Source organism: Spirosoma oryzicola (genome assembly GCF_021233055.1).
In the GTDB taxonomy this organism is placed as follows: Bacteria; Bacteroidota; Bacteroidia; order Cytophagales; family Spirosomataceae; genus Spirosoma; species Spirosoma oryzicola.
The window spans coordinates 1906924-1921829 of sequence record NZ_CP089538.1 but is presented as its reverse complement, the minus strand read 5'-3'; the positions used below and the strand labels follow the sequence as shown (position 1 = coordinate 1921829).

The window sequence follows — 14906 nt, the reverse complement described above, 5'->3', positions numbered from 1 at the left end:
TATTACTTATTCTACGGTCGAAACAGGAGCCGTAGACTGCGCTGTGCCCTCCGGTTTTTCACCTTTCGGTCCACGCCGACGTTTTTTGCGTCGTTTGGGTTTATCAGCAGCCTGTCCTTCTGCAACAACCGGGGATACCGATTCAGTAGCTTCAGCCGAAAGATTCGTTGATGGATCACCGGCTGGGGCAACGGGACGAGGCTTGGGCTTTCTACGGGGCGGCTTCGCCGTTTTGTCAGCGGGCTGGTCGCCTACTGGTGTAGCGATGGCCTCAGACGGTTGCTGCGCATCCCGGCTTCTGGCGTGATTATTTTTTCGACCCGACTTATTGTTACGGCTACTTCCGCGACCACCATCGCCCCGATGGTCTCTTCCACCAAATCGCCGAGGCTCAAATAGGGGTGATTTACCCATACCCAATTCCTCCGTGATCGATCGTTTTTCAACTTCCCGCTCAATGAGCTTTTCAATACTGACAATCCGTTTCTGCTCCTGATCGCTGATAAACGTGATCGCCGTGCCCGTTGTAGCCGCCCGCGCTGTCCGGCCAATCCGGTGCACATAATCTTCGGCATCACGGGGAATATCGTAATTAACAACGTGCGTCAGGTTATCAATATCGATACCGCGCGACAACACATCGGTAGCCACCAGAATCGGAAACGCCTTATTTTTGAAATCGCGCAGGACAATTTCGCGTTCATCCTGATCCAGATCCGAGCTGATGCCCCGCGACTCGTAGCCGAGCTTACTCAACGCCCGAACAATGCCGTTTACTTCGGACTTGCGCGAAGTAAACAGAACCATGCTCTGCACGGGCGTCGCGCTGTTCTTGATCAGGTGCGCCAGCAAGGGTAGTTTCTGGTTATCATACGCCATGTAAAACTGCTGATCGATGCCCGCGGCTGGCTTGGAGACAGCCAATCGAATCTCTTCGGGATCTTTCAGAATGCGCTGCGAAAACTCCCGAATCTTATTAGGCATCGTCGCCGAGAAAAGCAACGTCTGCCGCTTGGTCGGTAGTTTATTGACAATGTTCAGAATATCGTCCGAGAAGCCCATGTCCAGCATTTTATCGGCTTCATCCAGCACCAGATAATCTATTTTGTCAAAGCTGACGTAGCCGAGCTGCATGTGCGCAATCAGACGGCCCGGCGTGGCAATGATAATATCAGCACCCGTTTCGAGGGCTTTGCGCTGTTTATCCCAGTCGTCGCCCTTTCCTCCGCCGTAGATCGCCGTGCTGTTGACCTGAACGAAGTAACCAAAACCTTCGACCTGCTCGTCGATCTGCTTAGCCAGTTCACGGGTAGGCACCAGAATAAGCGTGCTCGTATGATCGTGCTCCGCGTGAGAAATCCGGTCGAGGAGCGGGATTAAGTAAGCCGCTGTTTTGCCGGTACCCGTCTGCGCACTGGCGATGAGGTCCTGCCCCGCAAGGATTTTTGGGATGGCCATTTCCTGGATGGGCGTGGCCTGTAAGTAGTTCATAGCATCCACGCCGGCCAACAGGTCGTCGTGAAGATTAAATTCCTGAAATGTCAAGGTACAGCTCGTGAAGGTGAAAAACAGCTGACCTTGCGTTCCCGGTCAGCAAACCGCTTGATTTGTAACAAATATAACGAAAAGCCTGATAAGATTATTAGGCCATTTTCAAGATGTAATCGGCTCTGATATGAAGCTTATCATATAAGCGCTTTGCTAAGTCCATATTCACCTTACGTTTCCCGGCCAGGACCTCCGAAAGTCGCGTTTCAGTAATACCTAGAACTCTAGCCGTATCGCGCTGTTTAAGATTCTCCTGAAACATTCGTAGTCGAATCATTTCCGGCAATGTAGCTGGCTCAACAGGCATTGGGTAATGCTCCTCTTCATAGTGTTCGGCTAATAGTGAAAGGCGTTGCAATTCAGCCAGATCGGTTTCGGTCATGTTGGCCGAACCTTTCGCTAACTGTGTTTCGATCACCTCCATAACCTGCTCATAGTCATGAGGTGTTTCTATGGTTAGAATCATAGTCGCTTCTTCGTAAAAGATTTCATTTAAACAGATGAAGCATTTATTTTATCGTACTCCGCATGAGTACCGATAAAACGTATGAACACAGTACGAACTGGGAAAATAATACGAACGATCAGACGGTACTGGTTGCCTTTTATATTGAACACGTAGTTATCATTACCAACATAATCGACTGAATTAAAGGTGTTTTTTACATCAGCTAGATTACCCCAATCGGCAGCTTTTGTTTTCAAATACCATTCATTGAGTGCTTCGGTCGATTGTGAATTCATGATCGCATATTCCCGGATAACTTTTCGGCTTACAATTACCATGTTCGTTCCTGTCTGTTTTTATAACACATGGTCATCGCGGGCCGATAGCGATAACATTTCAAACAAAGATAACGAAAACTTACACATTTCAAAAATTAATTACCACTAATAAAAGCAATCAAAAAGTTAGATCCGTAGCAGATCGTCTCGTAGTAATGTTAGATCAAAAGTCTTGCTCGTTTCGTGGCGTACCTTTACTTTTGCGTCCATGATTTCCCAACAGGCAACACTCTCTCCTTTTCGACATCGTCGCCATCCGCACGGCTGCTAGGCTGTCGTTGGTCAATTCCGCGACTAACCGCCTGTTGGTCCACCGTTTTCCCGTACTTTTACCCCTTGTTTCAACCTAAGTCAGACAAATCACTTGTCCGTCATTGGTTTAAGTCCCACAACCAACGAAGTAGGGTATTTATTTTGCAATACAACCCAAATCGTCTAGCATACATCCAGTAATGTCTTCTGTATTACGCATTGCCTTACAAAAATCCGGTCGGCTGAGCGAAGATTCGTACCAGCTTTTTAAAGAGTGTGGCATCCGTTTCGACTACGGCACCGGCAAACTCAAATCTGTTTCGTCGAACTTTCCCGCTGAGTTTCTGTTCCTGCGCGACGACGATATTCCCGGTTATGTCGAAGACGGCGTTGCTGATTTAGGCATCGTTGGTGAGAACGTGGCCGTCGAAACGGGCCGCCCGGTACAAACCATTCATAAGTTAGGTTTTTCCAAGTGCCGCCTGTCGATTGCCATTTCGCGCGGCAGCGACTGGACGGGGATTGAGAGTCTGAACGGTAAGAATATTGCCACATCGTACCCGAATTTACTTGGCAATTACCTGGCTGGTCAAGGTGTAAAGGCTGAAATTCACGAGATCAGCGGGTCGGTCGAGATCGCGCCGAGCATTGGCCTGGCCGAAGCCGTTTGCGACATTGTTAGTTCGGGCAGCACGCTTCTGAGCAACGGCTTGAAAGAAGTAGAAACCATTTTCCGCTCCGAAGCCATTCTGATTGCCCGTGCTGAACTGGATGAGGATAAGCAAGCGCTGGTCGATAAACTATTGTTCCGCATCAAAGCGGTGCAAGCGGCCAAGAACAACAAATACATCGTTCTGAACGCACCAAACCACGCACTCGACACGATTACGGCTTTGTTGCCCGGTATGCGAAGCCCGACTGTAACCCCACTGGCCACTGAGGGCTGGAGCTCCGTTCATTCGGTGTTGAACGAAAACGAGTTCTGGGAAAATATCGAAGCCATCCGAACCGCTGGTGCGGAAGGAATTCTGGTGATCCCGATTGAAAAAATGATTTACTAAGACCGAACAAGCGTAAAACAACGACCCGAGACCGTCGTGTTCTTGTTTGTATACCTTGTTTTTCGAAGCAGATGAACATCATTTCTTTTCCCGACCGCATCGAATGGCCCGCCTTACTGGCCAGACCCGTACAGTCAACGCAGCAAATCGAAGCGGCTGTTGCTCCTATTCTCTCCCAGGTACGTACCGGGGGCGATGCCGCCTTGATCGAACTGGCCCAGAAGTTTGACAAAGTGGACTTATCAACGAGTGGTCTGGACGTTCCGGCAACGGAAATCGAGGCCGCCGAATCACAGTTGAGTGATGAATTAAAGGCAGCCATTCACCAGGCTTACCAAAACATACGGTTGTTTCACGAACGGCAAAAACAGCCGATTGAAAAAGTTGAAACCATGCCGGGTGTCGTGTGCTGGCGTCGGAGCGTTGGTATCGAAAAAGTGGGCCTTTACATTCCGGGTGGTACGGCTCCGTTATTTAGCACGGTGCTGATGTTGGGCATTCCGGCTCAACTGGCCGGTTGCCGCGAGGTGGTATTGTGTACACCCAGCAACCACCCAGCTATCTACTTTGCGGCTAAACTCGTCGGCGTCACCAAGGTATTCCGCATCGGTGGAGCACAGGCCATTGCGGCTATGGCGTACGGAACGGAGTCGGTACCGCAAGTATACAAGATTTTTGGACCGGGTAACCAGTACGTCACGGCGGCTAAGATGCTCGTTGCCAAAGAAGGAGTTGCTATCGATATGCCCGCCGGACCAAGTGAGGTAGCGGTTTACGCTGACGATTCGGCGGTTCCCGCCTTTGTAGCCGCCGATCTGCTCTCGCAGGCTGAACACGGCAGCGACAGCCAGGTATTGTTGGTTTCGACCAGCAAACGGCTGGTTGAACTGGTTAATCTGGCCCTGCCCACGCAACTGGGCAAGCTTCCCCGTCAGGAACTGGCGGCTAAATCGCTGGAAAACAGCAAAACTATTTTGGTCGAAACCCAGCAGGAAGCCATTGACCTACTCAATGCCTATGCCGCCGAGCACCTGATCCTGAGTGTTGAAAACGCCGAAGAGGTAGCCGAACGGATCACGAATGCGGGATCGATTTTTCTCGGTAATTACACGCCCGAATCAGCAGGCGATTACGCATCGGGTACGAACCACACCCTGCCCACCAACGGTTTTGCCCGCGCCTACAGTGGTGTCTCACTGGACAGCTTCGTCAAGAAAATTACGGTGCAGCACATTAGTCCGGAAGGTTTGCAGAAGCTAGGGCCGGTGGTTGAAGCCATGGCCGAAGCCGAATCACTCGATGCGCACAAGCGGGCCGTAAGCCTGCGCCTTGCCAGTCTGCTGGAAGAAAAGATGACCTAGTTTTTGTTGTCCAGCAGCAATGTGGTGCAGGGGATGCGTACTAGTATTGTCCGAAATGTTGGATTTGCTCCAATCTGATGTCCTTCTATGGTGATGTCGGTTTCTCAAAACCGACACATCGCGTCAGCAATCCGTGTCGGTTTTGAGAAACCGACACCACTCACCACAGACAACAAAAATCCCGAAGTACAGTACCGATAGTTGCCTCCGCTTATGATTGACCTCCTTACGCTTCGAAACGATACCCCCGGAACCCGGCATGTCGTACATTTTAACAATGCCGGAGCGTCGCTTATGCCCCAACCGGTTATCGATGCGATTACCAGTCATCTAACGCTGGAATCAGAGATCGGCGGTTATGAAGCGGCCCAGTTGCGGCAAGACGCCACGCAGCAGTTTTACACCTCGACGGCTGACCTGCTCAATACGACCGCCGAACACATTGCCGCTACCGCCAATGCCACGGATGCCTACGCGCGGGCTTTGTCGTCAATTCCGTTCGAGCGGGGGGATGTGATTCTGACAACGGTCAACGACTACGTGTCGAATCAACTGGCGTTTCTATCGTTGCAGAAGCGATTAGGCGTCAACATCGTTCGGGCGGAGGATAGCCCGGCGGGTGGCGTTTCGGTCGAGGATATAGCCAGCAAGATCAAGGCACTTCGTCCGAGGCTGGTAGCGGTTACGCACATACCAACCAACTCCGGTCTAATTCAGCCCGTTGAAGCCATCGGACAGCTTTGTCGGGAAGCTGACGTTTTGTATCTGGTCGATGCCTGTCAGTCAGTAGGTCAACTCCCCCTCGACGTAAACCAGATTCATTGCGATTTCCTAACGGCGACGTGCCGAAAATTTCTGCGGGGACCACGCGGTGTAGGCTTTTTGTACGTCTCTGACAAGGTCCTGTCCAGCCAACTCGCTCCGCTATTCGTTGATCTGCGCGGTGCGGTCTGGGAGTCTGCCGATTCGTATCAGCTTCTGCCAACGGCCCAGCGATTTGAATATTGGGAGTTTCCCCATGCGCTCCTGCAAGGTGCCGCCGAAGCGAATCGCTACGCCTTGTCAGTTGGCCTTGAAGCCATCGCTCGTCGCAATACCACTTTACGGGAAAACTTGTGCAATCGGCTACGTCAGCTACCGGATGTACGGCTGCTGGATGAAGGCGAACGACTAGCCAGTATCATTACGCTCTCCAGCGAACGAAAACCGGCGGCAGACCTGAAAAGTGCCTTGCTGGCCGAGCGCATCAATACCTCACTCAGTGATCACGGTTCGGCCATTCTGGACTACGACCGAAAAGGTATAACAACGGCAGCGCTGCGCATTTCGCCCCACTATTTCAACACCGAGGAAGAAATCACCACGCTGGTTGACGCGCTGACACGAATACTGGCATGAAGCACCTCGACGACCTGCTGTTGTTAGGCGACCCGCGCTTGTACGAAAGCTGCGCCCCCGTTCTGGAATCGGAACTACCCTTGGTAAACGGCTGGGTTACCGATCTACACGCGGTAATGGAAGAAATTCGGGCCAAATACCAGTTCGGGCGGGGTATTGCCGCTCCGCAACTTGGTATCATGAAACGGCTGATCTACTTAAATGTAGACCTTCCCCAGGTCATCATTAACCCCGAACTGGTAACCGTCAGCGATGAAACAGATGAACTTTGGGATGATTGTATGAGTTTCCCAAACTTACTGGTGCACGTACGCCGACACCGTACGCTAACGTTGTCGTATCGGGATGAGCACTGGCAACCGCACACCTGGGACGTTACCGACTGGGGCTTATCCGAATTGATTCAACACGAATACGATCATCTGAACGGCGTTCTTTGCACGATGCGCGCCATTGATAACCAGTCGTTCCGGTGGCGACCAACGCCTATTTAACCGCTATTTAGTACCTAGCTACATGTTTACACTCACGAATCTCCTGCGTCCTCACATCCTGGGTATAACGCCTTACTCGTCGGCCCGCGATGAATATACCGGTAAAGAAGGCGTTTTTCTGGATGCCAACGAAAACCCGCTGGGCTCGGCAACGCCCGAAGGTGACTATAACCGCTATCCTGATCCGCACCAGTGGGCCATCAAACAAAAATTGGCTCCAATCAAAGGCGTTCGGCCTGAACAGATCTTTCTGGGAAATGGCTCCGACGAACCGATTGACCTGCTGGTACGAGCGACCTGCACGCCGGGGAAAGACAACATTCTGATTATGCCGCCTACCTACGGCATGTACGAAGTGTCGGCCAATATCAATGATGTTGCGCTTATCAAAGTCCCGCTAACGCCTGCTTTTCAGGTTGATACAGATGCGGTATTGAAAGCCATCAACGCGAATACAAAACTAATCTGGCTCTGTTCGCCTAACAATCCGTCGGGCAATCTGCTTCAGGAAGAGGCAATCCGCACGATTCTTGAGGCCGCCGACCACTCGCTGGTGATTGTGGACGAAGCGTACATCGACTTCGCCGATACCCCCTCGTGGACGAATCAACTGGACCAATACCCCAACCTGGTGGTTTTACAGACCTTCTCGAAAGCCTGGGGATTGGCAGCGCTGCGCTTAGGCATGTGTTTTGCTTCGGAAGAATTGATCGGAATCATGAACAAGATCAAGCCACCTTACAACATCTCGGCTCCTACGCAGACCCTGGCACTCGAAGCGCTCGACCGTGAAGCCGAAAAAGACGAAATGGTTACAACTATTTTGACGGAGCGAACCAATTTAGCCGAAATTCTGCGTTCTTTGCCCTTCGTACAGGTTATTCACCCGTCCGACGCAAACTTTTTGCTGGTTCAGTTTGAGGATGCCAAACAAACATTTGAGTACCTGATCGAGCAGCAGGTGATCGTCCGGGATCGCTCAAAAGTAAAACTCTGCGACGGTTGTCTACGCATCTCTATCGGAACCCGCGCCGAAAACGAGCGGTTTGTCGATACGCTTCGGCAGATGCCCCGTTCGTCTCAGGCACACGTGAGTGGTGCAGACGCGTCTTTAGGCACGGGTGAAGATGCTACCAAACCTGAGTTCGTATCAACTCCCTAACTCGATTTACTGTCGATGAGAAAATCACTTCTTCTTGTAGCATTCCTTTTGTTTGGCTGGGCACTCATCCCAAACCAGGCGCAGGCGCAGTACAACAACTGGGCGGTGGGCTTCCGCGTTGGCGAGCCATCCGGCATCAACGTCCGAAAATATTTTAGCGAAAACCACGCTTTCGATCTCAACATTGGCACCTACGGCGGTTTGTACGGCACCAAGCGGAGCTACCGCGCGGGCGAGTACAAAAGCGTTGGGCTAGCCATTCAGGGTCATTATCTTTGGCATAAGGCGCTGACTAAGAGCGAAAGCATACGCGGTTATTATGGCTTCGGTGGTCAGGTCAACACGCGACGGTACTACCCACCCCGACTTAACGGCGAGTACGAAAATGCACTCTCGCTGGGCGGTTCGGGCATCGGCGGACTGGAATTTTTCCCCACCGGCAAGCCGTATTCGTTTTTTCTGGAAACCGGCGTTTACGTTGAGTTGCTCCAGGCTCCGTTTTTCCTGAACCTCAACACAGGCTTAGGGCTGCGGTATAACTTTTAACAGCAATAGTAGCGAGCATTGGCAGTCTGGTCTCTCTACGCACGGGTATGTTCAAGATTTATAGTTCTTCGGCTGGATCGGGCAAAACGTACACGCTCACCAAAGAATACCTCAAACTGGCGCTCCGGCCGGATGGGTCGGATGGCTATTTCCGGCATATTCTGGCGGTAACCTTTACGAACGCGGCTGCCAATGAGATGAAGAACCGTATTCTTGAACGCCTATCCGACATTGCCGGTGGAAAAGAACTTACGCTGCTGGATGAGCTGACTACGGAATTACACGGTGTTGCGCCGAACACGGACGCGTTCGATGTGGCCAAAGCCAGCCTGCGCCAGAAAGCCGCGTCGGTATTCAGAACGATCCTGCACCGCTACGCTGATTTTAGTGTCACGACCATCGACTCGTTTACGCAGCGCGTCGTGATGGCGTTTACCGACGAGCTGGGCTTTCCTTACTCGTTTGAGGTAGAGCTTGATACCGACGAAGTGCTCGAGCTGGCAATCGATAACCTCATTGAAAAGGCAGGCACCGACGAGATGGACGAGATTACGACCATTTTAAGCGAGTACTACACGCATACAGCCGCCGAGGGCAAAAGCTGGAACCAGCTACCGGAACTGCTGAAAGAGTTTGGCAAAAACCTGACGTCCGATCAGTTTTACGAAGCGGTCAATGCGGCTCAGGAATTGTCGCCCAGCGCTTTGCGAACCATTCGAACGCAGCTACTCAACTACAATCAACAGATCGAAGCCAGTATTGTCGGACATGGTCAACGAGCCTGGCAACTCATCACCGGTGCGGGTCTCAACGAAACGGATTTCAGCTACGGAGCCAGCGGGGTAGGCGGTTATTTGAAAGCGATTGCCGAAGGTAACGCCAAGAAAGAAGCCGGAACGCGGGTGCACAATGCCATCAACAACGGCGATTGGTACGGAAAAAAAGCGCCCAAACCGGTGCAAGCGATCATCGACGGCATGGCGGCTGATTTGTGCGACTGCCTGGTTCAGATCAACACAATTCGGGACGACAACGGCCAGCAGCTAACCTTGTTCGACTGCCTGCTGCCGCACCTCCAGAAACTGGCGCTTCTGAAACAGATGCGGATTGAGTTTGACGATCTGCTGCGCAAGGATGGACGCGTGCACATTTCGGAATTCAATAAGAAAATTCTCAACATTGTCGCTTCGGAGCCGGTGCCGTTCCTGTACGAACGGCTGGGCACGAAATACAATCACATCCTGATCGACGAGTTTCAGGATACATCGCGGCTGCAATTCGCGAACCTGCTACCGCTGATCGAAAACGCGCTGGGTGGCGACCATTTCAACCTGGCCGTTGGCGATGGCAAACAAGCCATTTACCGCTTCCGGGGGGGCGACATGGATCAGATCGTGGCCCTGCACCGGAAAGATCTGGAAGGACTCAAGCAGGCGCACAACCCCGGCTCCTGGACCGCAGACCGGATCGATATGCTCGACGGGCATTTGCAGGACGAAATGCTCGATACCAACTGGCGCAGTGCCGAGCCAATTGTCCGGTTTAACAACGATTTTTTCGAATTTACGGCCCGCAAGTTTGAACACCAGCATCCGAAACTGGCCGACGTTTTCGACACCGAGAAATTATTCCACCAGAAACCTCAGCCCAAAGCGCGGCAGGCAGGGCATGTTCAGATCGACTTCGTTGCCAAAAACGAAGAGGACGACGCCGACCTGACGACGCTCATGCTCGATCAGACCATCAGGCATTTGGAACAGGCGTTGGCGGATGGGTACAGCTACGGCGACATTGCTATTTTATGCCGCAAAAAAGTCCATGCGAAAGCGCTGGCGAATGAGTTAAACGCCCGGCGAATTCCGCTGGTATCAGCCGATTCGCTGTCACTGGAATTTTCGGACCCGGTGAAGTGGATTGTCACGCTGATGCAACTGTTGCAACAGCCCGATCAGAAGTTACTGCGCTACGAATTGCTGTATCTTTTTCACCGGGTGGTACGCGGCATCTTCCCGGACGACGCACTGACCGAAGAGCTACGACTCGTGGCCGAAGGCGACGCGATGGGCGTATACACGTACCTGACCGATCAGGGTTATCCGCTCGACCCGTACGCACTGGGCCAACTCAACCCCTACGAACTAGCTGAACGACTGACGGCTCAGTTCAATCTGTTCAGCCAGGCCGATCACAATCCGTTCCTGTTTCGCTTTCTGGATGAAGTGCTCACGTTTAATCAGAAACGGAGCGGTCACCTGAGCGATTTTCTGGTGTATTGGGAAGGGGTTCGGCAGAAAGTATCAGTGGAAGGAAACGCGCGTAATGCCGTCAGTATCCAGACGGTTCACCGGTCGAAAGGACTCGAATTTCCGGTTGTCATCATTCCGTTTGCCAACTGGAAAGTCGAACCCATCAACGACAGCACGATCTGGCTTGACCTAACAGCGATTCGAACCGACATGCTGACCCATGAAAGCGGTTCCGGGCAGCTCGCCCGACTACTGTCGGCCCCGGCCAACACGACGAGTAAATTACGCGGTGCTCCCGACGCGATTGCCGCCCAGTACGAAGAAGAGTTGACGCGCACGTTTCTGGAAAACATGAACTTGCTCTACGTCGCCTTTACGCGCCCAACCGACCGGTTGTACATCATCAGCGAGGCCAAAGATTTTGGCAAGGGGCAGCCCAATACCATCAGTCATTGGTTACACGCTTTTTTGCGGGATAGTGAAATAGCGCGTAACTGCGGCTGTGCCTGGCAGGATGGGCAACTGAGCTACGAAATCAGTTTGTGCGCCGATGCTTTCTCGCACCAGAAAACCGAGGAGGTAATCGATGAGATTGTGCTGGATGATGTCATTAGCGGGCACCGTGGTCAGGATCTGCAACTTCGTCGGCAGGCGGATCGGGTGTTTGACGTGGCTACATTTGAGCGAACCCGCGAACGCGACCGCAAACTCTGTGCGGCTCTGAGCCTGATAAAAGGACCGGAGAGCATCGATAAAACACTCCGGCAGCTCGTCAGCGAGGGACTCGTCCGTAACGCCGAATGCGCGGATTTGAAGCAGGTACTAACGGCGGTTGTATCACACCCGACCTTGTCGGCCTTGTTCGATTCGACACTGCGCATTGATACCGACCGGAGTATTCTGAGTAAGAAACGCGTTCATGGCGCACCGCATCGTGTGGTTCATTATCCCGACGGTCATGTCGTGCTGGTTCAGTACGAATCGCTGCCAGCGCCGGAATCAGCTCCTGATCAGGAGTCAGACCCCACCGGTTCGTTGAAATATTTTACGAGTCTTTACCGTGACATGGGCTTTCCTGAGGTGGAGGGCCGATTGGTTTACTTAGCAGACGAACCTCAAGTAGTACGGGTAGTTTAATGGTAAAAAATATGCGATTACGTTTCCGTCATTCATCTTCGGTCTTATTCCTTTGGTTAACCATTCAGTCGCTGGTCAGCACGGCGCAGTTTACCAGTCCACGCCTACTCAATACAGAGTATGCCGACTCACCGTATGAGCTTAAATCCGGCCGGGAACTTGGCCTACTGGGGGCCGGGGTAGTCACTTACGGCGTATCGGTACTACTCGACAAAGCGGTTGACCCGCTTACGCCGGATCAGGTAGCGGCACTGGACCGAAACAACATTAACGCCTTTGATCGCCCCGCGACAGCCAACTGGAACCCATCCATTGCCAAGGCAAGCGACATTACGCTGTACACTAACGTTGCGCTGCCCGCTTTGCTAACGCTGGGGCTTAAGCCGATGCGCCAGGATGTAAAAACGCTGGGGATCATGTACATCGAAACGTTGTTGCTGGCTAACGGCGTTGAGAGTACCGTCAAAGCACTTTCCCAACGTCCCCGCCCTTTCGTCTTTAACCCGGACGTACCGCTCGAACGAAAACTCAACCGCGATGCCCGGCAATCGTTTTTTTCGGGACATGCCACCACCGCCTTTGCCACTGCCGTTTTTACGAGCGAAGTATTCCGGCACTATTTTCCGTATTCAAAACTAAAGCCCGTCGTCTGGGCGGGTACGCTCGGATTGGCCACAGCCACCTGCGTTATGCGGTACGAAAGCGGTCGCCACTATTACACGGATTTGCTGGCTGGCGCGGCCTTTGGCTCGTTGGTAGGCTGGGCCATTCCGAAATTACACGAAGTAAAGAACCGGGGTAAGGTAGGACGTCGGTTCGACATTCAGCCCTGGACGAACGGTTCATCGACGGGCTTGTACACCCGCTTTCAGTTTCATTCAAGGTCTCGGCTTTATCCGTAACTTTGCGTCGTAAATACCGTTTCCCGTTGAGAACCACCCGTATCGTTTTTTCCGTCCTGTTTCTCGTGCAGCTATCCGTTACGCAGGCACAGGATACGCTTTCCCTATCGACAACACGGCTCCGGCCAAATCCGTACCGACTTAGCTGGAAAACGGACGCTACATTGATGGGATTAGTTGGTGTTGCGGGCGTTTCCTCACTTCTTTTGGAACAACAGGTTCAGCCGTTTAGCGTCGGTGATCTAGGCCAATTTGATCGCAGTCAGGTCAATGCTTTCGACCGGGGGGCGACGTACAAGTGGTCACCTGGCGCGTTTCAGCTGAGCGATCAGACGCTGACCGCCAATTTTGTGGCAACCGGTCTGATTGCCGTACCGACCCTGTTTCGCCACAAGAACTGGGCGACGGTACCCCTGATGTACATTGAAGTCCTCGCTTTACCAACACTCATCCAGCAAACGGTTAAGAACATCGCCTTGCGAACACGTCCTTACGTGTACAATCCCGACGCTCCCCTCGACCCAAAACTGGCTCCGAACGGCAGACAATCCTTTTTTTCGGGGCATGCCGGAACCGCTTTTGCATCCGCTGTCTTCGCGTCTGAGATGTTCCGGCATTTTTATCCGAATTCGAAACTAAAGCCTGTTGTCTGGGTTGTGATGCTCGGACTGGCTTCGACAACCAGCCTGATGCGGTATGAAGCCGGGTATCACTTTCCGAGTGACATCCTGGTTGGTGCTTTGTTTGGGTCCGTTGCGGGTTGGGGGATTCCCAAATTACACGAAGTCAAAAGGCAATTCACATTAAGCCAACGACTCCATGTACAGCCTTGGAACAACGGTTTCGCTACTGGAATTAACGCACGGTTGCTGGTGTTTTCGCGATAGGTGGACAAGCTTGCTGTCGCAGTTCGTGGTAGTCGTTTACCTAAGCGGTCTCCAGCGATATACAAAATAAGGGGTAAGCAATCGATTTGTTGAATGACTAAAATTACCGATCACATACAAGCCGCCAACGGCAAACCGATTTTCTCAATTGAAGTAATTCCGCCGATCAAAGGTGACAACCTAAAGAGTCTGCTCGACAACATTGAACCGTTGATGGAGTTCAAACCTCCTTTTGTTGACGTTACCTACCATCGCGAAGAATACATCGAGCGTCCCCTACCCGACGGCACCATTCAGAAAATTGTGACGCGCAAACGGCCCGGCACTGTCGGTATTTGTTCGGCAATTATGCACCGGTTTGGTGTTGACCCGGTACCGCATGTGCTTTGTGGCGGCTTTACGCGCGAAGAAACCGAAGATTTCCTGATCGATCTGCATTACCTGGGTATCGACAACGCGCTGGTGCTCCGGGGCGACCCGGCTAAGCCCTTCACGACCTTCAAGGCTAAGGACAACGGCTATTCGTATGCCAGCGAACTCGTCGAACAGGTCGCGAATATGAACCAGGGCATCTATCTGCACGAAGAAGATACTCCGCTGGCGGCCAGCAATTTCTGCATCGGCGTGGCGGCTTATCCCGAAAAACATTTCGAAGCAGCCGATCACGATACGGATTTTCAGTACTTGAAGCAGAAGATCGACAAGGGCGCGGATTACATCGTGACCCAGATGTTTTTTGATAATCAGAAGTACTTTGACTTCGTGGAGCGCTGCCGTCAGGAAGGCATCACGGTGCCGATCATTCCGGGCCTAAAGCCAATCAGTACACGCAAACAGCTTCAGATCCTGCCCAAAATTTTTCATCTCGAAATGCCTCAAGATCTCGTCAAAGCCATTGAAAACTGTGAAAACGATCAGCAGGCGCGGCAGGTCGGTATCGAGTGGAGTGTTCAGCAGTGCCGCGAGTTAATCGCCTATGGGGCTCCCGTTATGCACTTCTACACGATGGGGAAAGCCGATAATATCCTGAAAATCGCCCGCGAATTATTTTAATGCGAATAATGCAGCCAGTTGATAAGTTAGCATACGATAAGCGAAAAATACTTACCAACTTACTGAATTATTA

Annotated in this window: 13 protein-coding genes; 10 read left to right on the top strand and 3 right to left on the bottom strand. The window is 52.2% G+C overall.

The genetic code is table 11. The features are described 5' to 3' along the window. Nucleotides 1-6: 6 nt before the first annotated feature. The 3 genes from LQ777_RS07805 to LQ777_RS07795 all read right to left on the bottom strand — a co-directional run bounded on the left by LQ777_RS07805 (nt 7) and on the right by LQ777_RS07795 (nt 2292). A complete protein-coding gene (locus tag LQ777_RS07805; protein ID WP_232562816.1) occupies nt 7-1491 on the bottom strand; it encodes a DEAD/DEAH box helicase in 1485 nt (494 codons plus the stop codon). Between the two features lie 151 nt (nt 1492-1642). Then, nucleotides 1643-2014: a helix-turn-helix domain-containing protein gene (locus tag LQ777_RS07800; protein ID WP_232561958.1), complete on the bottom strand. Its 372-nt coding sequence runs from the start codon at nt 2012-2014 to the stop codon at nt 1643-1645. Nucleotides 2015-2040: 26 nt separating this feature from the next. Continuing rightward, nucleotides 2041-2292, bottom strand: a complete 252-nt coding sequence (locus LQ777_RS07795; protein ID WP_232561957.1) for a type II toxin-antitoxin system HigB family toxin — start codon at nt 2290-2292, stop codon at nt 2041-2043. A gap of 494 nt (nt 2293-2786) precedes the next feature. On the opposite strand from LQ777_RS07795, the gene hisG reads away from it, so the two are divergent. From hisG to metF, 10 genes are all read left to right on the top strand, one after another. Next, nucleotides 2787-3647, top strand: coding sequence for an ATP phosphoribosyltransferase (gene hisG / locus LQ777_RS07790; protein ID WP_232561956.1), 861 nt, complete (start codon nt 2787-2789; stop codon nt 3645-3647). Nucleotides 3648-3718: 71 nt separating this feature from the next. After that, the gene (hisD, locus tag LQ777_RS07785; protein WP_232561955.1) at nt 3719-5008 is read left to right on the top strand and encodes a histidinol dehydrogenase; all 1290 of its coding nucleotides are present in this window, start codon (nt 3719-3721) and stop codon (nt 5006-5008) included. 213 nt (nt 5009-5221) lie between these two features. After that, nucleotides 5222-6406 (top strand): aminotransferase class V-fold PLP-dependent enzyme, encoded by a 1185-nt coding sequence (locus LQ777_RS07780; protein ID WP_232561954.1) that lies wholly within the window; start codon nt 5222-5224, stop codon nt 6404-6406. Beyond that, complete coding sequence (locus LQ777_RS07775) at nt 6403-6900, top strand: peptide deformylase (RefSeq protein ID WP_232561953.1); 498 nt, start codon at nt 6403-6405, stop codon at nt 6898-6900. The genes LQ777_RS07780 and LQ777_RS07775 overlap by 4 nt, the downstream gene beginning before the upstream one ends. A gap of 22 nt (nt 6901-6922) precedes the next feature. After that, complete coding sequence (gene hisC, locus LQ777_RS07770) at nt 6923-8062, top strand: histidinol-phosphate transaminase (RefSeq protein WP_232561952.1); 1140 nt, start codon at nt 6923-6925, stop codon at nt 8060-8062. A gap of 15 nt (nt 8063-8077) precedes the next feature. Then, complete coding sequence (locus LQ777_RS07765) at nt 8078-8608, top strand: hypothetical protein (protein ID WP_232561951.1); 531 nt, start codon at nt 8078-8080, stop codon at nt 8606-8608. Nucleotides 8609-8655: 47 nt separating this feature from the next. After that, nucleotides 8656-11991: a UvrD-helicase domain-containing protein gene (locus LQ777_RS07760; RefSeq protein ID WP_232561950.1), complete on the top strand. Its 3336-nt coding sequence runs from the start codon at nt 8656-8658 to the stop codon at nt 11989-11991. An 11-nt stretch (nt 11992-12002) separates the two neighbouring features. Then, nucleotides 12003-12893, top strand: coding sequence for a phosphatase PAP2 family protein (locus tag LQ777_RS07755; protein ID WP_232561949.1), 891 nt, complete (start codon nt 12003-12005; stop codon nt 12891-12893). A 26-nt stretch (nt 12894-12919) separates the two neighbouring features. Next, a complete protein-coding gene (locus LQ777_RS07750) occupies nt 12920-13780 on the top strand; it encodes a phosphatase PAP2 family protein (RefSeq protein ID WP_232561948.1) in 861 nt (286 codons plus the stop codon). 93 nt (nt 13781-13873) lie between these two features. Further along, a complete protein-coding gene (gene metF, locus LQ777_RS07745) occupies nt 13874-14833 on the top strand; it encodes a methylenetetrahydrofolate reductase [NAD(P)H] (protein WP_232561947.1) in 960 nt (319 codons plus the stop codon). Nucleotides 14834-14906 lie beyond the last annotated feature (73 nt).